The sequence below is a fragment of the Aureimonas fodinaquatilis genome (genome assembly GCF_008369445.1).
Taxonomy (GTDB): domain Bacteria; phylum Pseudomonadota; class Alphaproteobacteria; order Rhizobiales; family Rhizobiaceae; genus Aureimonas; species Aureimonas fodinaquatilis.
In genome coordinates, this window is the sequence record NZ_VTWH01000002.1 from 1,226,253 (window position 1) to 1,248,272 (window position 22,020).

General features: G+C 55.6%; 22 protein-coding genes and 1 tRNA gene. 12 read left to right on the forward strand and 11 right to left on the reverse strand.

Annotation, left to right across the window (positions count from 1 at the left end; translation table 11 throughout):
• The first annotated feature begins 6 nt into the window (after nucleotides 1–6).
• Nucleotides 7–2,196, forward strand: coding sequence for an FAD-dependent oxidoreductase (locus FPY71_RS12075; RefSeq protein ID WP_149300474.1), 2,190 nt, complete (start codon nucleotides 7–9; stop codon nucleotides 2,194–2,196).
• A gap of 53 nt (nucleotides 2,197–2,249) precedes the next feature.
• Here FPY71_RS12075 and FPY71_RS12080 read toward each other — a convergent pair whose 3' ends face one another.
• The 5 genes from FPY71_RS12080 to FPY71_RS12100 form a co-directional block, all read right to left on the reverse strand.
• Nucleotides 2,250–3,326, reverse strand: a complete 1,077-nt coding sequence (locus FPY71_RS12080; protein ID WP_149300475.1) for a YihY/virulence factor BrkB family protein — start codon at nucleotides 3,324–3,326, stop codon at nucleotides 2,250–2,252.
• 43 nt (nucleotides 3,327–3,369) lie between these two features.
• A complete protein-coding gene (locus FPY71_RS12085) occupies nucleotides 3,370–5,022 on the reverse strand; it encodes a lysine--tRNA ligase (RefSeq protein WP_149300476.1) in 1,653 nt (550 codons plus the stop codon).
• Nucleotides 5,023–5,168: 146 nt separating this feature from the next.
• Nucleotides 5,169–6,020 carry a transporter substrate-binding domain-containing protein gene (locus FPY71_RS12090; protein ID WP_149300477.1) on the reverse strand — a complete coding sequence of 284 codons (852 nt, stop codon included), beginning with the start codon at nucleotides 6,018–6,020 and terminating at the stop codon, nucleotides 5,169–5,171.
• Nucleotides 6,021–6,041: 21 nt separating this feature from the next.
• A complete protein-coding gene (locus tag FPY71_RS12095) occupies nucleotides 6,042–6,296 on the reverse strand; it encodes a DUF2188 domain-containing protein (protein WP_149300478.1) in 255 nt (84 codons plus the stop codon).
• Between the two features lie 32 nt (nucleotides 6,297–6,328).
• A complete protein-coding gene (locus tag FPY71_RS12100) occupies nucleotides 6,329–7,036 on the reverse strand; it encodes a L,D-transpeptidase (protein WP_342791277.1) in 708 nt (235 codons plus the stop codon).
• A 255-nt stretch (nucleotides 7,037–7,291) separates the two neighbouring features.
• Here FPY71_RS12100 and FPY71_RS12105 point away from each other — a divergent pair, with 255 nt between their 5' ends.
• Nucleotides 7,292–8,236 carry a DMT family transporter gene (locus FPY71_RS12105; protein WP_188052320.1) on the forward strand — a complete coding sequence of 315 codons (945 nt, stop codon included), beginning with the start codon at nucleotides 7,292–7,294 and terminating at the stop codon, nucleotides 8,234–8,236.
• 268 nt (nucleotides 8,237–8,504) lie between these two features.
• On the opposite strand, the gene FPY71_RS12110 is transcribed toward FPY71_RS12105, so the two are convergent.
• The gene (locus FPY71_RS12110) at nucleotides 8,505–8,852 is read right to left on the reverse strand and encodes an ArsC family reductase (protein WP_149300480.1); all 348 of its coding nucleotides are present in this window, start codon (nucleotides 8,850–8,852) and stop codon (nucleotides 8,505–8,507) included.
• Nucleotides 8,853–8,924: 72 nt separating this feature from the next.
• Between FPY71_RS12110 and FPY71_RS12115 the strand changes: the two genes are divergently transcribed.
• The 8 genes from FPY71_RS12115 to FPY71_RS12150 all read left to right on the forward strand — a co-directional run bounded on the left by FPY71_RS12115 (nucleotide 8,925) and on the right by FPY71_RS12150 (nucleotide 15,845).
• Complete coding sequence (locus FPY71_RS12115) at nucleotides 8,925–9,683, forward strand: DUF72 domain-containing protein (RefSeq protein ID WP_149300481.1); 759 nt, start codon at nucleotides 8,925–8,927, stop codon at nucleotides 9,681–9,683.
• A gap of 12 nt (nucleotides 9,684–9,695) precedes the next feature.
• The gene (locus FPY71_RS12120) at nucleotides 9,696–10,154 is read left to right on the forward strand and encodes a YbaK/EbsC family protein (RefSeq protein WP_149300482.1); all 459 of its coding nucleotides are present in this window, start codon (nucleotides 9,696–9,698) and stop codon (nucleotides 10,152–10,154) included.
• A 194-nt stretch (nucleotides 10,155–10,348) separates the two neighbouring features.
• Nucleotides 10,349–10,630, forward strand: a complete 282-nt coding sequence (locus tag FPY71_RS12125; protein WP_149300483.1) for an acyl carrier protein — start codon at nucleotides 10,349–10,351, stop codon at nucleotides 10,628–10,630.
• Nucleotides 10,631–10,652: 22 nt separating this feature from the next.
• The gene (locus FPY71_RS12130) at nucleotides 10,653–11,849 is read left to right on the forward strand and encodes a beta-ketoacyl-ACP synthase (RefSeq protein WP_149300484.1); all 1,197 of its coding nucleotides are present in this window, start codon (nucleotides 10,653–10,655) and stop codon (nucleotides 11,847–11,849) included.
• A gap of 7 nt (nucleotides 11,850–11,856) precedes the next feature.
• A complete protein-coding gene (locus FPY71_RS12135) occupies nucleotides 11,857–13,143 on the forward strand; it encodes a beta-ketoacyl-ACP synthase (protein ID WP_149300485.1) in 1,287 nt (428 codons plus the stop codon).
• 94 nt (nucleotides 13,144–13,237) lie between these two features.
• Nucleotides 13,238–14,284 carry a zinc-binding dehydrogenase gene (locus FPY71_RS12140; RefSeq protein ID WP_149300486.1) on the forward strand — a complete coding sequence of 349 codons (1,047 nt, stop codon included), beginning with the start codon at nucleotides 13,238–13,240 and terminating at the stop codon, nucleotides 14,282–14,284.
• Nucleotides 14,281–15,201, forward strand: a complete 921-nt coding sequence (locus FPY71_RS12145; RefSeq protein ID WP_149300487.1) for a lipid A biosynthesis lauroyl acyltransferase — start codon at nucleotides 14,281–14,283, stop codon at nucleotides 15,199–15,201. Before FPY71_RS12140 ends, FPY71_RS12145 begins: the two co-directional genes overlap by 4 nt.
• 128 nt (nucleotides 15,202–15,329) lie before the next feature.
• Nucleotides 15,330–15,845, forward strand: coding sequence for a DUF1453 domain-containing protein (locus FPY71_RS12150; protein ID WP_149300488.1), 516 nt, complete (start codon nucleotides 15,330–15,332; stop codon nucleotides 15,843–15,845).
• 80 nt (nucleotides 15,846–15,925) lie between these two features.
• Here the strand turns inward: FPY71_RS12150 and FPY71_RS18870 are convergent, their stop codons facing one another.
• Complete coding sequence (locus FPY71_RS18870) at nucleotides 15,926–16,072, reverse strand: entericidin domain-containing protein (protein WP_483964275.1); 147 nt, start codon at nucleotides 16,070–16,072, stop codon at nucleotides 15,926–15,928.
• Nucleotides 16,073–16,262: 190 nt separating this feature from the next.
• Here FPY71_RS18870 and FPY71_RS12155 point away from each other — a divergent pair, with 190 nt between their 5' ends.
• Nucleotides 16,263–17,219, forward strand: a complete 957-nt coding sequence (locus FPY71_RS12155; protein WP_149300489.1) for a lysylphosphatidylglycerol synthase domain-containing protein — start codon at nucleotides 16,263–16,265, stop codon at nucleotides 17,217–17,219.
• Nucleotides 17,220–17,360: 141 nt separating this feature from the next.
• Here FPY71_RS12155 and FPY71_RS12160 read toward each other — a convergent pair whose 3' ends face one another.
• Nucleotides 17,361–18,797 carry an NAD-dependent succinate-semialdehyde dehydrogenase gene (locus tag FPY71_RS12160; RefSeq protein WP_149300490.1) on the reverse strand — a complete coding sequence of 479 codons (1,437 nt, stop codon included), beginning with the start codon at nucleotides 18,795–18,797 and terminating at the stop codon, nucleotides 17,361–17,363.
• 277 nt (nucleotides 18,798–19,074) lie between these two features.
• Here FPY71_RS12160 and FPY71_RS12165 point away from each other — a divergent pair.
• Nucleotides 19,075–19,150 (forward strand) — tRNA-Lys (locus tag FPY71_RS12165).
• Between the two features lie 129 nt (nucleotides 19,151–19,279).
• Here FPY71_RS12165 and FPY71_RS12170 read toward each other — a convergent pair.
• Genes FPY71_RS12170 through FPY71_RS12180 form a run of 3 tightly spaced genes read right to left on the reverse strand, consistent with a single transcriptional unit; the run spans nucleotide 19,280 to nucleotide 21,970 of the window.
• The gene (locus tag FPY71_RS12170) at nucleotides 19,280–20,401 is read right to left on the reverse strand and encodes an ABC transporter ATP-binding protein (RefSeq protein WP_149300491.1); all 1,122 of its coding nucleotides are present in this window, start codon (nucleotides 20,399–20,401) and stop codon (nucleotides 19,280–19,282) included.
• A gap of 28 nt (nucleotides 20,402–20,429) precedes the next feature.
• Entirely contained in the window at nucleotides 20,430–21,266 is an 837-nt protein-coding gene (locus FPY71_RS12175) for a carbohydrate ABC transporter permease (RefSeq protein ID WP_246160389.1), read from the reverse strand.
• Entirely contained in the window at nucleotides 21,263–21,970 is a 708-nt protein-coding gene (locus FPY71_RS12180; RefSeq protein ID WP_246160391.1) for a carbohydrate ABC transporter permease, read from the reverse strand. The genes FPY71_RS12175 and FPY71_RS12180 overlap by 4 nt, the downstream gene beginning before the upstream one ends.
• Between the last annotated feature and the right edge of the window lie 50 nt (nucleotides 21,971–22,020).

A 22,020-nucleotide genomic window follows, 5' to 3' on the forward strand; every position in this document is an offset into this window, starting at 1 on the left:
CTGGTCATGACGTTTACCAATTTTCATATGGAAACGGATGCAGACGGTATTGCCACCCTGACCTGGGATATGCCGGACCGTTCAATGAATGTTTTCACCCAAGAGGTGATGGACGAAATTTCGCAGGCGCTGGATGCCATAGTGGCGGATGAGGCCATCAAAGCTGTGGTGTTTGCTTCTGGCAAAGCGGGCAGCTTTACCGGCGGCGCCGACCTTAAAATGCTCAGCGGCATGTTTGCAGAATTTGCGGCATTGAAACAGCAGAACCACCAGCAGGCTGTGCAGAGCCTGTTTGACAATGCGGGGCGCATGGGCGCTCTCTGGCGGCGCGTGGAAACGTGCGGCAAGCCATTTGTGGCGGCCATTAATGGCACTTGCATGGGCGGCGGTTTTGAACTGGCACTGGCTTGCCACGGCCGCGTTGCAACGCCAGATGCAAAAATGGGCCTGCCTGAGGTCAAGGTTGGCATATTCCCCGGAGCCGGCGGAACACAGCGCCTGTCGCGCATGGTGGACACGCAAAACGCATTGCAAATTCTGCTCAAGGGGGAAACCCTTTCCGCTGCCAAAGCGCAAAAGCTGAAACTGGTGGATGATGTTGTCGCGCCTGAGGAATTGATCACACGCGCCAAAGCGCTGTTGAAAGCCGGTCTTTCACCGGTGAAAGCTTGGGATGAAAAGGGTTTTCGCCTTCCATCCGGCCCGGTTTATTCCCCGGCAGGTGCACAGGTCTGGCCAGCCGTGGCCTCATTGTATCGTAAGGAAACCTACGACAATTACCCCGGTGCGCGCGCCATTGTGAAATGCGTCTATGAAGGGTTGCTTCTGCCCATTGATGCCGCCCTTCGGGTTGAACAGCGTTATTTCACTGAAGTGCTGCAGACGCCGGAAGCGCCTGCCATGGTGCGATCTCTGTTCGTTTCCATGCAGGAACTGGGCAAAGGCGCCCGCAGGCCGGCAGACATTGCGCCGCAGAAAATTCGCCATGTCGCCGTCGTTGGCGCAGGCTTTATGGGCGCAGGAATTGCCTATGTTGCGGCCAAGGCGGGCTTGAAGGTCACATTGCTGGACCGCGACCTGGCTGCGGCAGAAAAAGGCAAGGCACAGGCCGTAGGCATTGTCGAGGCATTGGCAGCCAAGGGCCGTGCAAAGGCAGAGGATGTCGCGGCTCTTGCTGCCGCCATTTCAGCCGAAACAGACTATGCCAGTCTTGCCACCACGGATCTGGTTGTCGAGGCTGTGTTTGAAAACAAAGACGTCAAGGCTGCTGTCATCGAACAGGCCGCTGCGGTGATGAAGGCGGACGCAATCTTTGCCTCCAACACCTCAACCATACCGATCACCAGTCTTGCAAAACACTTCCCTGATCCTCAGCGCTTCATCGGGATTCACTTTTTCTCGCCCGTCGACAGGATGATGCTGACAGAGGTCATTCTGGGAGAAGACACCGGGAACCTTGCATTGGCCGTTGCACTGGATTTCGTCCGCGCCATTCGCAAAACACCGATTGTGGTCAACGACACGCGCGGCTTCTACGCCAATCGCTGCGTGCTGCGCTATATGTCTGAAGCCTATAATATGCTGGTCGAGGGTGTTCCTCCGGCCATGATTGAAAATGCTGCCAAGGCGGCAGGCATGCCGGTTGGCCCGTTGGCTCTCAATGACGAAGTGGCGATAGATCTTTCGAAAAAGATCATGCAGGCCACCATGGCGGATCTGGGTGAAAAATCTGTCGACAGCCGCCATTTCCAGTTGGTCAGCGATCTGGTGTCAGCCGGCAGAACCGGGCGCAAGGGCGGCAAGGGATTTTATGATTACCCTGAAAAGCCGGCGCGCAAGCATTTGTGGGCCGGGTTGAAGGACCTTTTCCCGCAGCAGGACCCGGACAAGGTTGATTTCAAGGAATTGCAGCAGCGCTTTCTTGTCACCATGGCACTGGAGGCCGCACGCACTATGGAAGAAGGTGTCGTAACCGATCCGCGCGAGGCCGATGTCGGGTCAATTCTTGGTTTTGGTTTTGCGCCGTATACTGGCGGAACCATTTCCTACATCGACACAATGGGCACGGCTGAGTTTGTAGCGCTTTGCGAAAAGCTGGCCGCCAGATACGGGCCGCAATTCAAGCCAACAGCCCTGTTGCGGCAGATGGCAGCCAGCGATGAAACATTCTACCAGCGATTTGCCGCGGCCGCCTGATGGAGCAGTCCCCGTTGAAGCGCTTGCGCTTCAACGACAAGCACTGCGTCCATTCACGGAGTTGAAGGTTTCTTGCGAAGCCGGGCAAAAAGGCCCGGCTTTTCAGGCTTTACCTCTCTGTCACCGCCCACGCGCATACCAAGTGAATCGGCAACCCGGGCCCCCCGCTCACCCAAAGGCTTCTGCCCGTGGCTGGTGGTGTCCATTGCGGTCTGATGCTCCATCTCGGCGTTGATTTCCGCACCGAACACGAAGATTACGGAAGAAATCCACATCCACATCATAAAGCCAATGACAGCGCCCAGCGAGCCATACATGGCGTTGTAATTGGCAATATTCTGCAAGTACCAGGAAAAGCCGATTGTGGCAGCCAGCCACGTGACGGTGGTCAAAAACGCACCGAACAAAATCCATTTCCATTTTGCCCGGGTGCGGCTTGGTCCATAACGGTAAATCGCGCTGATCGCCAGAATGACCAGCGCAAAAACCACCGGCCAGCGGCTGATGGACACCAGGTCATCGGTCAGGCTGGATGCGCCAAGTACGGCCATTACAGCGGGCACAACGCCCAGCGCCACAAACACCACCGTGGCAATCACCATACCGCCCAGCGTAAAGCACACTGCCACCAGATTCAGCTTTACAAAGCTTCGCTGCTCCTGCTCGCCATAAGCAACATTCATGGCCTCAAACAGGGTCTTTATGCCGTTATTGGCGCTCCACAGCGCAAAGAGAAGGCCCGTTATAAAGCCGATTGAAAGGGAAGAGCTGTTTTGCGAAACCAGATATTCCAACTGCGAATTCACCAGCTCCAGCCCGGCGGGCGGCAAAAAGCGGCCGAGAAATTCAATGTGACCGGCAATTGTCGCCGGATCGGCAATAATTCCATAAATGGAGACAAACACCGCCAGCGCAGGAAACAGCGCCAGCAAAAGATAGAACGTCGCGCCCGCTGCTATCAGCATGACCCGGTCTTCGAAGAATGAAACCCACAGCCTGGAAGCAATGTCGCGCCAGCCGGCAAACGGTATGCTCAATGGCCCGCGGGCGGCGCGCCCCCTGCCCGGCTCACTGGCCCGGCGGCGCGTCTCTTCGCTGGTATTGGTTGCAAACCGGAGACTTTTAACCACGTATCAACTCCTGTTCACAACACAACACATCAGTGGTTATAGTTTACTTGAGGCTTCCGTCCAGCGCTGCGCGTATCAATGCCCGGGTTTCTGCAACTCCATAGAGTGCGACAAAAGAGCCAAACCGCGGGCCTTTCTCCTGCCCGATCAGAATTTGATACAATGCCTGGAACCACTCAACGGAAACACCGGGCCCTCCGTCAGGGCCGGTCTTCTTTGCGTCCTGATAGCGTGGAATTGGCCGGGCAATATCCAGAACAGCATCCTGGATCATGCCGGCATCGGCATTGGCCGGCAATGCGCCAAGACGCGCGTCCAACTGCTCCAGCGCGTTCCGCTCCAGATCATCGGGCGCACGGAAAACCTTGTTCGGGCGGACAAAATCTTCAAAATAAGCAAGGGCATAACCCACCAACCGGTCCAGGTCGGGCGCAGTTTCCTGCGTAACATCCGGCGCATAGCGGGAAATAAAGCCCCACAAAGTGCTCTTGTCGCCTGCATTGGATGCAGAAACCAGATTGAGCAGCATGGCAAACGGAACTGCAACGCCCGCCTGCGGCACATCACCATCATGAATATGCCAGACCGGGTTTTGCAACTGCTGGCGCGCATCCTGCCGCTTGTAGGCATCCAGAAAGGCATAATAGTCATCGACTGCCTTTGGAATAACGTCAAAATACAACCGCTTGGCTGCCTTCGGCTTGCTGTACATGTACAGCGACAGGCTTTCCGGCGAGGCGTAAGTCAGCCATTCATCAATAGTCAGGCCATTGCCCTTCGACTTTGAGATCTTCCCGCCTTTTTCATCGAGAAACAGCTCATAGTTGAAGCCTTCAGGCGGCTTTTCGCCAAGCGCCCGGCAGATTTTGGAAGACAGCATCACACTGTCAATCAGGTCCTTGCCGGCCATCTCGTAATCAACCTTCAGCGCAGCCCAGCGCAAAGCCCAGTCTGCCTTCCACTGACACTTGACCGCGCCGCCGGTCACACTGGTTTCCACCCGCTCGCCAGTTTCCGGGTCCAGATAGGCAATCATGCCACGCGCAGGATCGCGGTCCACCATAGGCACCTGCAGCACCACGCCCGTCCGCGGACAAACCGGCAAAAATGGCGAATAGGTTGCGCGGCGGTCCGGTCCAAGCGTTGGAAGGATGATGTCCATCACATCGTCGTAAACCGTCAACATTTTCAGCAGCATCGCGTCCAATCGGCCGGATGTGTAATAATCGGTTGCTGATACAAACTCGTAGTCGAAACCAAACTTGTCCAGAAATGCGCGCAGGCGCGCATTATTGGCAGCGCCGAATGATGGATATTCATTGCTGAACGGGTCCGGCACCCGGCTGAGGGGCTTGCCAATATAGGCTTCCAGCATCTCGCGGTTCGGCACGTTTTCCGGCACTTTCCGCAGGCCATCCATATCATCGGAAAAGCAGATCAGCCGGGTCTTCACCTTGTCCTGTGTCAGCGTGCGAAAAGCATGCCGAACCATGGATGTACGGGCAACTTCGCCAAAGGTGCCAATATGCGGCAGACCCGATGGCCCATACCCGGTTTCAAACAGAATCTCGCGTGAAGGGTCGGCTTCGATGCGTGGCAATAGTTTTCGTGCTTCCTCAAACGGCCATGCGTTTGATTTCAGAGCTTCATCAAGAAACTCGGCACTAAGCTCTTGCCGGTTTTCAGCCATTTTCATGCTCGCTTGTTTCAACTGGATTAATCCGGGCACGCCGGAAATGCTCGACTGAAGCGCTCCTGTTGACCTTCTGATCACCTGAACCGCTTCAACGGGAAATGTTCGTCTAAAATTCTTCGCTCAGTGCGTCAACAAAACAGACCCATTTAAAAGGCGCTATTTGGAAAATACTTCAGCAAAAGCTCTGAAAAACTGCGGCTTGCAACAAGACGCGTCAGCGCCTCGTCAAACCGCTCAGCCAGCAGCTTGTTTTCCGGTTTGAGCGCAATTGCCAGCCCCTCCCCCAGAAAATGCGCCGAAAAATATGGTCCCCCGGCAAAGACACAGCAGTCTTGCGCATCATCACTGGCCAACCAGAAAGCAAGGCTCACGCCATCACCGAACAAAGCCTCTGCCTGGCCGTCCCTTAGTGCCTGAAAAGCTTCATCGCGAGAGGCAAACGGAACCGCTTCAGAAGCCGGAAAAAACGTTTTCAACATGGCTTCATGCGCCGTTGCACCCACAACGGCAATTTTTTGCGCCGGCAGTCCGTTGTCCAGTGCATCGTTCAGCGATTTGCCTCTGACTGTCACAAATCGCGCGGGAAAGCGAAAATAGGAACGGGTGAAAACGTATTTGTCACGATTGGCAGAATTGATGGCAAGCCCGGCTATGATGGCCTCACCTTCGCCAGCCTGCAAACGATCTTCCAGATCGGCAAAGGGCAATGCCTCAATCTGGCAGATATCAATCAGCTGCAATTCTTCACAAATGGCACGTGCCAGCTCAACGTTGAAACCAGCCAGTTGCCCGCGCGAATCCAGAAAGCTGAAGGGTGGAAACTCCACGCTGGTCAAAAAGCGTATGCGCTGCACCGGGAAAGCCGCAGGTGACGCCACGCGCTGCTGCTGGTCGATAAAGTTTGGCGTGGCAACGGTCTGAGCCATCGCTGCATTCTGCAAACTGCCGAACGCTATCAGGCTCAGGCCAATCAGAAACGCCCGGCAAGTCGCTTTCATTCTGTCCATTCCGGCATGCTGTCAGTCTTCATTGTCCGGGTCTGAAATGTCAGCATGTGGCCGGTCATCCCCGCGTGAAACTTCTCTGTGCCATTTCCCGTCGGCAGTCTGGAAAACAATGCCCTCAGTCTCACCGCTCAGCTCCTGCCTGGCCGCAGCATCCCGTGCGGCCGCCAAAGCGTCATCATGCGTGCGAAAGGTTTCGGAAAACACCCCATCGACCTGATAGGCCCACCCGCCATCATGCTGGACGATGTGATACTGGATGTCTGCCATGGCACTGTCTCCCTATGCGATACCGCAGGTTTTTAAACCTGCGGTGCAGCGGTCTGGTTCCCGGAACGATCAGCAGAGCCGACCGGCAATACAACAACACGCGTTCCGGTTGGCACGCGGCGGTGCAAGTCGATGATATCCTGATTGAACATTCGAATACAGCCGCTGGAAACCGACTTGCCGATACTCCAGGCTTCATTCGTGCCGTGGATCCGATACAGAGTGTCCACGCCGCCCTCATACAGATACAGAGCACGGGCGCCGAGAGGATTTGTTGGCCCACCAGGAACGCCACCGGCAAACGGGCCGTTTCGTTCCGGATCAAGGCGGATCATGTTGGGCGTGGGCGTCCAGCGGGGCCATTGAGCTTTGCGTTGAATGATCGCGCCGCCCTTGAATTCAAACCCGGCCCGTCCAACGCCGCAGCCATAGCGCAGCGCTTCGCCATTCTCCATGACGTGGTAGACGAAACGCCGTTCCGGATCGACAACAACCGTGCCCGGTGCTTCCTCACCATAATAATTCACAACCCTGCGCCAGAATTGCGGGTCAACCGTGGTCAGGTCGATAGCCGGAACCGGGTGCGGCTCATCATTAATGGCCGCGTACATGGCAAGATAGGCTGGCGGAATTGCCGGTTTTGCAGGAGCGGCTGGTGTGCTTGGCTGGTTGGTGACGCAGCCGGCAAGCACAACCGGTGCTGCAATGAGAAAGCCGCGACGGCTGAATCGGATTGACAAGATCGTAGGCTCCTTGAGCGCCAGTATAACGAGATAGAGCAGTTCACGTCCTTCGAGGAACCACTGAACTGCCCTTTAATCTTAAGTAGCATACTAAACTACGACAACAACTTGTCATTATCTGGACGGCTGAGGCACATTTCCCACTCTGTTGCCAATGGGCAACGGAGATTTCCAGGTATCACAAATTTCACTTCAAGCTTTTGTATAAAATGCTATTGCCCATCCGGTAATCTTATAGTCCGGATGTGTTCCATGCCTGCGCACCCATCGCCCTCTCCCTCAAATCGGTCTCTTGCCGGCATAGGCTTCATGCTGCTGGGCACATTCATGTTTGCCTCCAATGATGCGCTGGGCAAATATCTGATATCCAGCTATTCCATCGGGCAGATTTTGCTGGTTCGCAGTGTGGTTGCGCTGCTGCTGATTGCACCATTCATATACAAGAACCGTGCGGCAGTGTTTCGGCCCCAGCGTCCGGGCATGCATCTGCTGCGGGTTATCTGCTCCACTGCTGAAGTGGCGTTGTTCTATGCCGCCCTCTACCATCTGCCACTGGCAGACGTCATGACCTTTTATCTTGCCGGACCGATTTATGTCACGGCGCTGTCAGCCTTGATTCTACGCGAGCAGGTGGGTTGGCGGCGCTGGCTTGCCGTCATGGTGGGCTTTGTCGGAGTGTTGATTGCGCTTGGGCCAAGCCTCGGCACTGCCTCCCTGGGTGCCATGCTGGCGGTTGGCGGCAGCTTCGCTTATGCGCTGCTCATCATATCCACCCGGTCGCTATCCGGTTCAGGCGGCACCACGCTCATCACGTGGCAAACCGTGGCCGCGCTGGTCTTCGGAATTTTTGTCGCCCCGTTCTCCTGGGCGCCGGTGGATATGACAGGCTTTGCCGCCCTTGCCTTGCTGGGTGCGGTGTCCATGCTGGCGCATGTCTTCATCAACCAGTCGCTTAAAATTGCCGAAGCTTCAACGGTGGTGCCCTTTCAGTATACCTTGATTGTCTGGGCTCTGGTTTATGGCGTGCTGTTTTTCGGTGACCAGCCACAGGCAAGCCTGCTCATGGGTGCAGGGCTGATTGTTTTGTCAGGCCTGTTCATTTTCCTGCGCGAACAGAAGCGCGGAAAAATCTCCACTGCAACCGTTGTGCCCGATGTGGCCCCCATTCAGCCAGACCGTCCGGCAGACCGCAGATAGCGATGTTCCATTTCCGTTCACGTGAGTCGGAAATGCAACGCATTGCAACCATCTTCTTTCGAGGTATGGCAAATTATTCCACAGACTCTACCCTAGTTTTCCACAGGTGAATCGGGGGATTTTCACATGCCGTTAACAGTTATACTCGCCGACTATCTGGCAGGCCTTATTTCCGCGCCGGAAGCTCTCCGGCGCTCCAGAATGTCAGCCATTGAAGATCTGATCCATGCGGTTAATTCCGAACCGCAAACCACTGCAGTACAGGCACTCAGGCAAAAATTGCCATATACTCGCCTGGCTTGAAGCCCACCGTTATCTCTCCTTCATGCTCCAGCACAGGACGCCGGATCATTGCCGGCTGCTGCAGCATAAGATCCATGGCTTTTTCCACAGTCAGATCTTTTTGCATGTCTGGTTCCAGTTTGCGAAACGTCATGCCCTGCTTGTTCAGAAGTGTCTCCCAGCCCAGCCTGTCTACCCACTCGGCCAGCTTTTCACGCTCCAGCCCCTGTTTTCGATAATCGTGAAATTCAAATGTCACGTTGTAGTCGGTCAGCCAGAGCATGGCTTTTTTCATCGTATCGCAATTCTTGATGCCGTAGATTGTAACGGTCATTATTCACTCCGAAATAGTTTGATGCAAAACCGCATTGTCGTTTTGCCGGGATAACAGGCCGAGGGCAAACAGATGGTGAAAACGCCAGGCAAAATTTATGTTGGTGTCGGCGGCTGGGTTTTTGAACCATGGCGCGTCAGTTTCTATGAAGAAGGTTTACCGCAAAAGCGCGAGCTGGAATTTGCCAGCCAGCGGCTCACATCCATAGAGATCAATGGCACCTATTATGGCTCTCAAAAGCGGGGAAGCTTTGAACGCTGGTATCAGGAAACGCCAGCCGGTTTTGTATTTTCGCTGAAAGCACCCCGCTTTGCCACCAACAGGCGGCAATTGGCTGAGGCCGGAGCTTCGATTGAAAAATTCTTCGCCAGCGGTGTGACCGCGCTTGGCGAAAAGCTTGGTGCCATCAACTGGCAGTTCCAGGCGACCAAGTCCTTTGATCCGGAAGATTTCGCAGCTTTTCTGGATCTGTTTCCCAAAGAGGTGGACGGTTTGAAAATCCGGCATGCGCTGGAGGTGCGCCACGAGAGTTTCTCCCAGCCCGATTTTATCGCGCTTGCGGGCAAGCATAAGGTTGCCGTCATTCGAGCCGTCGATTCCAGATATGTGGAAATCGAAACGCCCACGGCACCGTTTCGTTATCTGCGGATCATGGGCTCACAGGAAGACGAGGCAGCGGGGTATTCGCCTCAGAAGCTGGATGATTGGGCAAAGCAGGCGCGCAACCTGGCCAAAGACGGCACCGATGTTTTCCTGTATTTCATCAGCGGCGCCAAAGTTCGCAACCCGCATGCTGCAATGGGCCTCATAGAACGGCTGCATAAAGATTGAAGGGCGATCAATATGGGTTTGGAATCAGTCCGGTCGTTTCTGGCAAATGCTGCGCCCGATGTGGAAATCATCGAGCTGGAAGTCAGCACCGCGACCGTGGCAGAAGCTGCGCAGGGCCATGGCGTGAGCCCTGGGCAGATTGCCAAAACTTTGTCCATTCGCGTCAAGGATCAGGCATTTCTGGTTGTTACCGGCGGCGATGCCCGGCTGGACAACCGCAAACTGCGGGACGTTTTCGGCGGCAAGGCAAAAATGCTGGACTCAACTGAAGTGGAAGCAATAACCGGCCATCCCGTCGGCGGAGTTTGCCCTTTTGGTCTGGCAACGCCCCTTGCGGTCTATTGCGACATTTCTCTGAAAGCATTTTCCGAAGTTGTGCCGGCAGCAGGGTCTCGAAACAGCGCGGTCAGAATTTCTCCGGAGAAAATGGCCGAAATAACCGGTGCACAATGGGTGGATGTTTGCCAGTAAACGCAATTGGCTGGCTCAACGCCATAATTGTATCAACAATCTGTTGAACTGGATGCTTTGCAAAACGGCGTTCGGGCCGTATAGCAAAACCATAAGCCGGATATGTCCGGTGTCGTAGCGAAAGCTGCCTTGTTATTTTAGTGCACTGGCAACCAGACTTAATTGCCGGTTGCAAGCCATCAGGAGACGGTACCTTGTCCAATACATTCGACCGGGTTGCGGATATCATTGCCGATACCAGCGAAATCGACAGGTCAGAAATCACCCCGGATAGTCACACGATTGATGATCTGGGCATCGACTCGCTCGACTTTCTGGATGTGGTCTTCGCCATCGACAAAGAATTCGGCATCAAAATTCCTCTGGAAAAGTGGACACAGCAGGTCAATGACGGCGAGGCAGAAACAGAGGAGTATTTCGTCATGAAAAACCTCTGCGCCAAAATTGACGAATTGCGCGCCGCGAAATCGGCCTGAACCAGAAAAGCGTCATCTGCACATGGCTGTCACTCAGCATGAAGTTGTCATCACCGGCATAGGGCTGGTGTCCTCGCTTGGCGAGGGCGTCGAAGACCATCTGCGCCAGCTTGCCGGCGAAGTCCCTGCGCAGCCGGTGCTGGAAGCGGAGCGGTTTGCCCCTGCCCTTGTTCACCCACTGCCTGCGATTGACTGGTCCCAGCAGATTGAGCGCAAAGGCGACCTGCGGCAGATGGACACCTGGCAGAGGCTGGGGGTTTATGCGGCCGGGTTGGCACTGGCAGACAGCGACCCCGAGCGGACGGAAAGCTTTCGCAACGCGGTGGATATGATCGTTGCGGCTGGTGGCGGCGAACGGGATGAAGCGGTTGATGCACTGGTCATGCAGCGAGCCCGCAGCGTGGAAGAACCGCGCCCGCTGATCAACGAGCTTTTGATGAGTGAATTGCGGCCCACTCTTTTTCTGGCGCAATTGTCCAACCTCATGGCTGGCAATATCTCGATTGTTCACAAGGTGACCAATTCTTCCCGCACCTTCATGGGAGAAGAAAGCGCGGGCATTTCCGCTCTTCAGGTCGCAGCAGCTCGCATTGCAGGCGGACAAGGCACAGCCTGTCTGGTCGGCGGTGCATTTTCTGCCCAGCGCAAAGATATTCTGGTCAATTACCAGTTGGGCGGTTACCTGCAGACTGACCAGTGGCAGCCAGTTTTCTCACGCAGCGCGCCAGGTGGCTTTGTCCCTGGCAGCGTGGCAGCGTTTCTTGTACTGGAATCCGCTGAATCGGCCGCAGCCAGAAATGCTACAGCCTATGCCAAAATCAGCTTTGTCGCGGGCGACAGAGGTCCGCGGGACGAGGCGGCTACGGCTGCACGGCTTGACCGGATGATCCGCCAGAGCGGCATTGAAGACCGGGATCTGATGGTCCTGTCCGGTGCCACCGGAATCAGCCAGTTGACAGACACGGAGCGCACCGTTCTGCACAAGCGGCTGCCGCACGCAGCGGTACGCGCCTATGGCAACATGCTGGGCCATGGCATGGAGGCGCATTTCGGCGCAGGTGTGGCGCTGGCTGCTGCAGCCCTGTCACGCGGTCTGGCGCTTGCTCCCGCCGCTGGCGGCGAAGAACGTATAGTCGACTTCGCGCCCCGCCGTGCAATGGTGACAACGGTTGGCCATGTCCGCGGCGAAGGCATCTGCACACTAGAATCTATGGGATGACGGTTCGATGAGCTCTTCCGATCTGGATTTCCTTGGCCGGCCGATTGTGGCCATTACCGGCGTTGGCGTCGTTTCATCGCTGGGCCGTGGTGTTGCTGAAAACTGGTCTGCTCTGACTGGAGGCCGCTCCGGCATTCACAGCATCACCCGTTTTCCGACGGGCAATCTGCGCACAACGATTGCCGGCACTGTCGACTTCATGAATGTCGAGCCGTGGAGTGGTATCGACCTTTCCTATGCGCTGGCTGAAGCCGCCGGTACTGAGGCTATAGAGCGCGCGGGTCTGCACCCGGAGCATTTTAATGCACCACTGTTCCTGGCTGCCCCGCCGATTGAGCTCGAGTGGTCGCAAAGGCTTTATCTGGACAGTCTGCCGGATGCCGTTCTGGAAGAGGCTGGATACGACCGGTTGATGCAGATCGCCACGCGGCGGCCTTCAGAATCCATCTACAATCTCACCTTGTTCGGCGGCATTTCCGAACGTCTGGCCGACAAATTGGGCACCAGAGGCCTGCCCGTCACCCTTTCCACGGCTTGCGCCTCCGGTGCAACCGCTATTCAACTGGGTGTGGAGGCAATCCGACGTGGTGAAACGGAACGCGCATTGGCCATTGGCACGGATGGCTCGGTTGGTGCCGAGGCGCTGGTTCGTTTCTCACTCCTGTCCGCGCTTTCCACCGCCAACGATCAGCCGGAAAAAGCATCCCGCCCCTTCTCCAAAGATCGGGATGGGTTTGTCATGGCAGAAGGTGCTGGCGCTCTTGTGCTGGAATCTCTGGCTAGCGCCAAAGCGCGCGGAGCGGAAATTCTGGGTGTGCTGCTCGGTTGCGGAGAGTCGGCGGATGATTTTCATCGCACCCGCTCCAAACCGGATGCCTCACCCATTGTTGCAGCCATCAATATCGGCCTGTCAGATGCCGGGCTGACGCCGGATCGTATCGGCTACATCAACGCGCATGGTACCTCCACGCCGGAAAATGACCGGACAGAGTATTCTGGTCTTTCGCAGGTTTTCGGCGAGCAACTGGCGCAAACGCCAATTTCCTCCAACAAGTCGATGATCGGCCATACGCTGACAGCGGCCGGCGCAATCGAAGCGGTGTTCTCAGTTCTGACACTCCGCGAAGGACTGCTGCCACCCACCATCAACTATGATGTGCCAGATCCGGCCATTCCACTGGATACAGTGGCCAATGCGGCAAGGTCTGCCGACGTTTTCGCCGCAATATCCAACTCCTTTGGTTTTGGCGGGCAAAATGTCAGTCTGGTCATTGGCAGAGAGCCAATCGGCTAAGTCACCCAATTGCATGGTCGTTCTGCGGCCATGCACCCGAAATTCCTGAAGCCTTCGGCGTTCAGGCAGGTTCGGCATCAGGAAAGTCTGTCCCATGCGTGCATTGCAACTCTTTGGTGATAAAGAGCTGAAGACTGTCGAGCTGGCGGAGCCTGCGGCTCCCGGCCCAGGTGAGGTAACGGTTGGCATACGAGTTGTCGCCCTGAACCATATCGACGTGTGGGGGTGGCGCGGCATGGCATTTGCCAAGCGCAAAATGCCATTGGTCATAGGCGCTGAAGCCTCTGGCGTGGTGGAGCGTCTGGGCGAAGGCACGTCCGGTCTGGTGCCTGGACAACTGGTATCGATCTATGGCGCACGCACTTGCGGACTGTGCCGCCATTGCCGCGAAAAACGAGACAATCTTTGCGAGCATGTTGGTGGAGTTCATGGTTTCCATCTTGACGGATTTGCGCAGGAGCGGATCAACCTGCCTGCGCGTCTGCTTGTTCCTGCACCCCATGGCTGTGATGCGATTGGGGCAGCGGTAGCGCCGGTTACCTTCGGCACTGTTGAACATATGCTCTTTGACAATGCCCGGCTGCAACCGGGCGAAACGGTGCTTATCCATGCGGGGGGCTCGGGGATCGGCAGTGCCGCCATTCAGTTGGCCAAGCGCCAGGGTGCAACCGTTATCACCACTGTCGGCTCTGATGACAAAATTGAAAAGGCCAGGGAGCTTGGTGCAGATCACGTCATCAACTATCGCACCGACCGCTTTGAAGGCGTAACACGCAAGCTCACGCGCAAAAAAGGCGTGGATGTGGTGTTTGAACATGTTGGCGCTGATACATGGGCGGGCTCGATGCTGTGCCTGAAACGCGGCGGCAGGCTGGTGACGTGCGGTTCAACATCTGGCGTTTCAACCCAGATCAATCTTATGCAACTTTTTCAGCAGCAGTTGAAACTGCTCGGCTCCTTTGGTTGCCGCATGGAGAATATGGCAAATGCCATGCAAAAAATTGCCGAAGGCCTTGTCCGTCCGGTGATCGATACCGAAATTGGCTTTGACAACATCAGCGTGGCGCTCGAGCGCATGGAAAGCCGTCAGGTTTTCGGCAAGATCCTTCTGCACGTCAACCGGGAAGCTGGCGCTGCATGAACCTTCGCATAACCGGCTTGTATCTGCGGCTGCGCCGTTTTCGGGATTGGCTGATTGCGCAGTTTCTGTTTGGCATCATCGCCATTTTGCAGTGTTTCCCAGCCAATGCCGGGCTGGCATTTGCCGATTGGCTTGCACGGACGCTCGGTCCACTGACCCCGCGTCACCGCCTGGCATTGAAAAACCTGCAACTGGCCTATCCCGAGCAAAGCCCGGAATGGGTGCGGCGCACGGCTCGGGCAAACTGGGGGCAGATGGGGCGCATTGCCGCCGAATATGTCTATCTGGATCAGTTGTTTGACTATGAGCCCGGGCAAGCGGACGGCGAAGGGCGGATCGATGTTGATGGCGTGCAGCTTTTTGAAGAGCTGCGCGACCGAAAGGGACCGTTTATCTTCTTCACCGGTCACATCGGGTGTTTCGAGCTGCTGCCCGTCTGCGCGGCCACGTTTGATCTGGAAGTCACTGCGCTGTTTCGCCAGCCGAACAATCGTTACATTGCCGAGCGCGTTGCCGGTGCCAGGGTCGTCAAGGGTGGTCATCTGGTCCCCTCGCGTGCGGGCGCAGCCAGAACGCTTGCTGCGCGGCTGGATGAGGGCCGCTCCATCGGCATGTTGGTGGACCAGAAATTTGCCAAAGGTGTGCCGGGCACATTTTTTGGCAGAGCTTGTAAAACCAACCCTCTATTGCCCAAGCTGGCCCGTCAGTTCGAGGCCGAAATCTATCCGGTCCGGTGCATTCGCCTGCCAAACGGGCGCTACCGTTTGCATCTTCAGCCTCGGTTGGAGCTTCCGCGCACGGATGATGGGGATGTGGACATCGCCGCCAGTACGCAACTCATGAATGATGTTGTGGAAGGCTGGGTGCGAGAGACCCCTGAACAGTGGATGTGGTTTCACAGAAGGTGGCAGGTCTAGAGCGCATCAAGTTGCCCTGAGATCACCGGCCGAGGCTTCAGCCCTTGGTTCAGCCACGTTGGTTTGCCGTTCAAACCATTCCGTTTCAGCGTGAAATGCTTTAGCAATGCAGAGCGGAGGAGCAACGCATGGATGTGGTGTCACAGTTTTTGAGCAACACACCCCTATGGGTCTACATCCTGTTCTTCTATCTTCTGTCTCGCGGCATCAAAGGGTTCAAGCCGGCCACCGTCAGCCTGACAAAGCTGGCAGTCATCCCGGTTCTTCTAACCGGATGGAGCCTGATTGAGCTGATACGGCTCTATGGCCTGAAACTGGAAACAAGCCTGATATGGATAGCGGGTATTGGCGTCGGGGTGGGAATTGGCATTCTGCTTCTTCGGCGTGCTGCCATATTCGCAGACCCCTCAACCGGCCTGATACACCGGCCGGCAGATTATACGCTCCTGCCGCTGGTGCTCATCACCTTTGCAATCAAATACACCTTTGGCGTCATTGCAGCAGTGTCGCCTGAACACATGCTGGAACCGGCCTTCCGGTTTTCCGATCTTGTCCTGCCGGGAACAGCGAGCGGCATTTTTGTCGGGAAGTTCACAGTCTATCTGCAGCGCTGGATGGCTGTGCGTAAAACGTCTTTGCCATAAGCACGCAAAACAATGGCCGGATCGTGGAGGCGATCCAGCCATGTTTCATCAGGTGTCAGGTGTCGTGTTGCAATTCAGGCTTAACGCCGTGCAACATCAGTCACAGCGCTTTCGGTGGCTGACACCGTATTTCCAACATCTCGACCGACCCCGCGAACAGTATTTGCACACGCGGAAAGCGCCATGACGGCGGCCAGACTTAAAGCGATTGCGGCGGTACGTGGCATTGGGCGACTCCAAACTGAAAAAGATGCCGTATAAACGCCACGTGTGGCAAATCGTTCCACATCTGATCAAAATCGGTTGTCAGAAGAGTTATATGGCTTGTCTCGCCTTTCACATGACTGGATCGGTGTTTAAGGAAATAGTGTCATCACAACGGCAAATTGCCCTGGAATGATTCATTGAGGAGCATGCATGAAGCTGAAAGACTATATCTGGCCTGTGATCGGTCTCGCGGCGGTGATTTTTTCCGGCTGGCTGCTGTATCACGAGGTTCGGGGTCTCTCTCTCGATGACATTCTGACAAGCTTTCAGGCGATCACCGGAACTCAGTGGGCTTTGAGCATAGGGGCGGCGATCGTCGCTTACACAATGCTGGCGTTCTATGATCAGCTTGCACTGCGCCACCTCAAGGCCAATGTGCCGTTTCCGTTCATTCTGGCCACGTCATTTGCCACCTATGCACTGTCTCACAATATTGGAGCTTCAGTTTTTTCAGGCGCCGTGGTGCGCTACCGCGCGTACACTTCCAAGGGACTCAGCGTCTCCAAGGTTGCGTTGCTCATTGCCTTCTGCTCGTTCACCTTTGCGTTGGGCGTGCTGATCGTCACATCCGTTTCGCTTCTCTTCTATCCGGAAGCGGTGAAGGGTTATGTTGATATCGGGACCACAATCCCACGGCTCGTTGCCTGCGGAATTCTTGTTCTCGTCGGGCTTTATGTGTTCGGCAGCTTTGCCGGGTTCCGTCCTTTGCGCATAGGCCGTTTTGAGCTTCACTACCCGGAACGCTCTGTGGTTCTTCGGCAGTTGTTCATTGCCCCGGCAGAAATTGTTGCAGCGGCGGCCATCATTTATTTTGCTCTGCCGCCGGAAAATCATCCCGGCTTTGCAATGGTGGTGGCGATTTTTGTGATTTCGTTTTCACTGGCGCTGATTTCGCACGCGCCTGGTGGCCTCGGCGTTCTGGAAGTTGCGTTTCTGACCGGGCTGGAGAAGGTGCCGGAAACCGAAGTGCTGGCAGCGCTTCTGGTCTTCAGAATTCTTTACTTCCTGGTGCCATTCGCAATCGCAATCTTGCTGGTGCTCGGGTTTGAACAAAGCTCCATGGTCAAGCGCAAACGCGCGCAACAGAGTGCGAATCCGCCCAAATAGAATGGGGATCGAGCTTGCCCGGCATGGGTTGGCACTCAGGCCGCTCTCGTCACAATGACATCGTCAACAGCAGGACAATGCACCGTATCGTGAGGTCAGGCGTTACAGGTGATCCGTCGATCACCTGTAACGCTCCACTTCTCAATAAAATGCGTTATGCGTCACGAACTTCGGTGACAGAAACGATTCCATCGACTCCGCACCGCCTTCCGACCCGTATCCGGAATCCTTGACACCACCAAAAGGTGTTTCCGGCAACGCCAGACCCAGATGGTTAACCGTCAACATGCCAACTTCAACCTCGTTGGCCAATGTCTCGACAATGCGCGCAGAACGGCTGAAAGCGTAACTGGCCAGGCCGAACGGCAGTCTGTTGGCTTCAGCCACAACTTCCTCGACATCGCGGAATGGCATCATCAGAGCCACGGGTCCGAAGGGTTCTTCATTCATGATGCGCATGTCGCGGTTGACATCGGCCAGAACCGAAGGCGCGTAGAATGACCCCTTATTGCCAATGCGCTCGCCACCAAGAGCAACGCGCGCACCGTCTTTAGCAGCAGCGGAAATCAATTCGTCCACGGCCTGAACACGCCTTTCATTGACCAGCGGCCCCATTTTGACGCCACTTTGCAAACCATCGCCAACTGTCAACGCGGCAGCGGTTTCCACAAAGCTGGAAACAAAGGCGTCATAAACGCTTTCCTGCACCATGAAGCGGGTGGGCGAAACGCAAACCTGACCGGCGTTGCGATATTTGGAGCTGGCCATCGTGTGGGCCACTGCCTGAACATCGACATCATCGAAAATCATGACAGGCGCGTGGCCGCCCAGTTCCATGGTGGCACGCTTCATGTGCTTTCCGGCCAGTGCGGCCAGATGCTTGCCGACTGGAACGGAGCCGGTGAAGGAAATTTTCCTGATGGTGGGGTGCGGCACCAGATGTTCGGAAATCTCCGCCGGGTTGCCATAGACCAGTTGCACGACGCCTGCCGGAATACCGGCATCAACCAGCGCGCGGATCAGCTCAGCCGGCGATGCAGGCGTTTCTTCAGGAGCCTTGACGATGATGGAGCAACCCGCGGCAAGCGCCGGCGCAACCTTCTTGACCACCTGACTGACTGGAAAGTTCCACGGTGTAAAGGCGGCAACCGGGCCCACAGGCTCGCGAATGACACGCTGCACCACGCCGTCTGCGCGTGAGGGTATCAAGCGTCCATAAATGCGGCGGGCTTCTTCCGCAGACCAGTCAAGAACATCCGCCGAGAGAAGGACTTCGACCTGCGCTTCGGCAAAGGGTTTGCCCTGCTCTATCGTCAGCAGGCGCGCGATGGAATCGGCTCGCTCGCGCAGCAATTCACCGGCCTTGCGCAGCAGCGCGGCGCGCTCGACCACCGGGGTTTTTTTCCAGAGTTGAAACGCGGTCATGCTGGCTTCCAGCGCGCGGTCCAGATCCTCAATGGAAGCCTTGGCCACGGTTCCGATCTGCTCGCCGGTGGCCGGGTTAAGCACATCCAGCGTAGCGCCGCCTGTTGCGTTGACCCATTCACCGGCAATCAGCATCTGCGTATTCGGATACATGCTCAAATCCTCTTTGATTCGCCAACGCCAGCAACCGGCAGGAGGCGTTCGGAATATATGCATGCGTAACAAAAATTACAGTCCCTGCCTTCCTGAGAATGACGGAGATCGCTTCTTATAGTGCGAAATGGTGCAGCTTTTGGTTATAGACGTCTTTTCCCCAGTGCATTTGGGCTTTTTTCAACAAAGCAACGTGTGGGCTATGGACATCCGACAAATGAAACACTAGAAACCGCCCAGTGAAGAGCAACCGCGCTTCACAGCGCTTCATGCGTTCGGGTGATTAGCTCAGTTGGTAGAGCAGCTGACTCTTAATCAGCGGGTCGTAGGTTCGATCCCTACATCACCCACCATTTTCTTCTGAAAATAATATTCTAGCCGGGATGCGCATTTCTTCGCATCTGGCGGCGGGTCAGTGTGTCGCTACCGGTCAAATTCCGGGCAGATGCGTGCGACACTCCCACACCGGTTGGCGTCGTTGACTACGCTGGCTCTGCCACTTTCTGCATGTTGCTGATAGCTCTGCCGCCGGCATCAAAAGTCAGAAGATCATCCCGATGCACCCAGATACCAAGTTTTCCGCCGTCGGTCACAGAATCGACGGATACACCACTGTCGACAGCCACTGCTATTTCGCCGGCAGTCGTCGAGATGTAACAAAATGCTCGATCTCCCAGTTGCTCGATGCCCAGAATTGTGAAGTCACCAACCGCGAACTCAACACATTGCTTCATCGGATCTGGAGAAAATGACAAGGCTTCAGGTCGCACAGCGATAGCTTTCACCAACAGCGGGTCACTGCTTTCAACTGCCAGCAGGCAGCCATTTTGAAGCGTTACCTGCGCGGCACTGCCATCATGTCGAACCGCCTCAACGTCGAGGACATTCATTCCCGGAGAACCGATAAAGGTGGCAACAAATCGTGAAGCTGGCTGACGGTAGATATCGAGTGGAGCACCGACCTGCTCCACATAGCCGTCATTCATGACAACGATCTGATGGGCGAGTGTCATGGCTTCAACCTGATCGTGCGTTACAAACAGCATGGTTGCCTGCAATTCGCGCTGAAGGCGCGCAATCTCCAGTCGCATCTTGACACGCAAGGCTGCATCGAGATTGCTCAAAGGTTCATCAAACAAGTAAACATTCGGCTCGCGTATAATGGCTCGACCCATTGCCACGCGTTGCCGCTGACCACCAGAAAGATCACGCGGCAATCGATCGAGATACGGGGCAATTTGCAGCATTTCCGCGGTTGCGTTGACCTTCTGCCTGATCGCTTCGGGCTTCTCCCCCGCCATCGTCAGCGGGAACGCGAGATTTTTGTAGACGGTGAGATGCGGGTACAGAGCATAACTCTGGAAAACCATCGCACAGCCACGTTCTTTCGCCGCAACTGTATTGACCTCCCTGCCGCCGATCAAAAGTTTCCCCCGTGTTATCGGCTCAAGACCGGCGATCATTCGCAGCAGTGTGGACTTTCCACATCCGGAAGGCCCGAGCAGGACGGTCATCTGGCCTTCGGGAATTTCGAGATCGATATCGTGGAGAACTTCCACAGATCCATAGCTCTTGCCAACCTTGTGAAGAGAAATGCCTGACATTGATGTCCTTTCGGCGAGAACCCGCCATTTATCCTTTTACGGAGCCGGCGGTTAGGCCCGCTATCAGAAAACGCTGCATGGCGATGACGAAAATGGCTACCGGCACAAGATGCAAACTTGCAGCGGCAAAAAGAACTCCCCAGTCGACGCCTGTTACGGACCCCATCATTTCACTCAATGCCATCGGCGCAGTGCGTGCATTTGTTGATGTGAAGATGAAGGCGAACAGAAACTCGTTCCAGGCAAAAATGCTGATGAAGACCGCCGTTGCAATCATGCCGGGAGCGCCGAGCGGCAGAAGAATTTTGACCAGAGCCTGAAAAGGGTTGGCGCCATCCATCGTTGCTGCCTCATCAAGTTCTCGGGGAACCTGATCGAAAAACGCCTTCATGATCCATGTTCCCAGACTGACGTAAAAGCTCGCATACAGAACGATCAGGACAATGTGGGTGTCGTTAAGGTGAACCGCATTGATCCATGGAAACAACGGCAGGGTGATAACAATCGGCGGGAACAGCCTGACGATGATCATGAAAAATGCTGATCCCGTAAGCAATGCTCCTCGATGTCGTGAGTAGACATATCCGGCCGTAGAACTGACGATCACGGTGAGAACAGTAGCAAAGCCCGCAATAATCAAGCTGTTCCAGAGACCCGAAAAGAATTGCGGCCATTCAGCCAGAAGCCGAGTGTAATTATCGAGCGTGGGGGAGAAGACGAATAATTTGGGCGGGACGGCAAAGATGTCGCGAGACACTTTGAACGACGAACTGACAACCAGATAGATCGGGACACCAGACCAGAGAAGCACCATCGCGAGTGCAAAATATCGTCCGCCCGTGGCGATAATGGAGCTGAACTTCACGCGAACATCCTCCGATACATTGCACGAAGGTACACCGCGGCAATTGCAAACGAGAGCAGAACCATCACCCAGCCAGTGGCTGATGCGACACCAAAGTCATGGTAGCGGAAAGCGTTCCGGTAAAGATAAACGGCCAGAACCTCTGTCATCCTGGCTGGTCCACCTTCCGTCAAAAGCCAGACTTCAGAGAATATCCGGAAAGCGAAAATGTATCGGAACATCACGGCAACCATTATTGCTGGCAAAAGCAAGGGCACCGTTACATGGCGGAAAATTTTCCAGGGGGTACCGCCATCAAGATCTGCAGCCTCATAGACATCTTTAGGCAAACCGAGCCTTGCGGTGTAAATGAGAATGAAAGTAAACGGCAGATTCTGCCAGACACTTATAAGCACCACCAGACCCAGCGCGTGGACGGGGTTGATAGCCCATTCGACAACCGGCAGCCCCAGACCTTGAAGGAAAAGATTCACAACTCCGGCGCTGGGGTCAAATATGTAGCGCCACATCACTATCGCAACGACCTCACTGACCGCATATGGCAGGAGGACGATCGCAACCATCACACGCGGCATCGGAACGCCGCGCACGAATAGAAGTGCAATAGCCAGACCCAGAGCAAGCTCAAGGTAGACAATAAGGTTCACAATCACGACGGTGTTTATGGCTGCACGCCAGAAGTTGCGATCCCCTAGCAACGTCATATAATTTGCGAAGCCTACAAACTCCGTTGTCCCGCCAAAAGTCGCACTGT

Coding starts and splice junctions, on each gene's coding strand:
- FPY71_RS12135 (WP_149300485.1), top strand. CDS start 11,857: ATGAGCTCTTCCGATCTGGATTTCCTTGGCCGGCCGATTGTGGCCATT.
- FPY71_RS12115 (WP_149300481.1), top strand. CDS start 8,925: ATGGTGAAAACGCCAGGCAAAATTTATGTTGGTGTCGGCGGCTGGGTT.
- FPY71_RS12160 (WP_149300490.1), bottom strand. CDS start 18,797: ATGTATCCGAATACGCAGATGCTGATTGCCGGTGAATGGGTCAACGCA.
- FPY71_RS12095 (WP_149300478.1), bottom strand. CDS start 6,296: ATGGCAGACATCCAGTATCACATCGTCCAGCATGATGGCGGGTGGGCC.
- FPY71_RS12155 (WP_149300489.1), top strand. CDS start 16,263: ATGAAGCTGAAAGACTATATCTGGCCTGTGATCGGTCTCGCGGCGGTG.
- FPY71_RS12085 (WP_149300476.1), bottom strand. CDS start 5,022: ATGAAAATGGCTGAAAACCGGCAAGAGCTTAGTGCCGAGTTTCTTGAT.
- FPY71_RS12075 (WP_149300474.1), top strand. CDS start 7: ATGACGTTTACCAATTTTCATATGGAAACGGATGCAGACGGTATTGCC.
- FPY71_RS18870 (WP_483964275.1), bottom strand. CDS start 16,072: ATGCCACGTACCGCCGCAATCGCTTTAAGTCTGGCCGCCGTCATGGCG.
- FPY71_RS12090 (WP_149300477.1), bottom strand. CDS start 6,020: ATGAAAGCGACTTGCCGGGCGTTTCTGATTGGCCTGAGCCTGATAGCG.
- FPY71_RS12130 (WP_149300484.1), top strand. CDS start 10,653: ATGGCTGTCACTCAGCATGAAGTTGTCATCACCGGCATAGGGCTGGTG.
- FPY71_RS12170 (WP_149300491.1), bottom strand. CDS start 20,401: ATGTCAGGCATTTCTCTTCACAAGGTTGGCAAGAGCTATGGATCTGTG.
- FPY71_RS12110 (WP_149300480.1), bottom strand. CDS start 8,852: ATGACCGTTACAATCTACGGCATCAAGAATTGCGATACGATGAAAAAA.
- FPY71_RS12145 (WP_149300487.1), top strand. CDS start 14,281: ATGAACCTTCGCATAACCGGCTTGTATCTGCGGCTGCGCCGTTTTCGG.
- FPY71_RS12105 (WP_188052320.1), top strand. CDS start 7,292: ATGCCTGCGCACCCATCGCCCTCTCCCTCAAATCGGTCTCTTGCCGGC.
- FPY71_RS12140 (WP_149300486.1), top strand. CDS start 13,238: ATGCGTGCATTGCAACTCTTTGGTGATAAAGAGCTGAAGACTGTCGAG.
- FPY71_RS12180 (WP_246160391.1), bottom strand. CDS start 21,970: ATGACGTTGCTAGGGGATCGCAACTTCTGGCGTGCAGCCATAAACACC.
- FPY71_RS12120 (WP_149300482.1), top strand. CDS start 9,696: ATGGGTTTGGAATCAGTCCGGTCGTTTCTGGCAAATGCTGCGCCCGAT.
- FPY71_RS12150 (WP_149300488.1), top strand. CDS start 15,330: ATGGATGTGGTGTCACAGTTTTTGAGCAACACACCCCTATGGGTCTAC.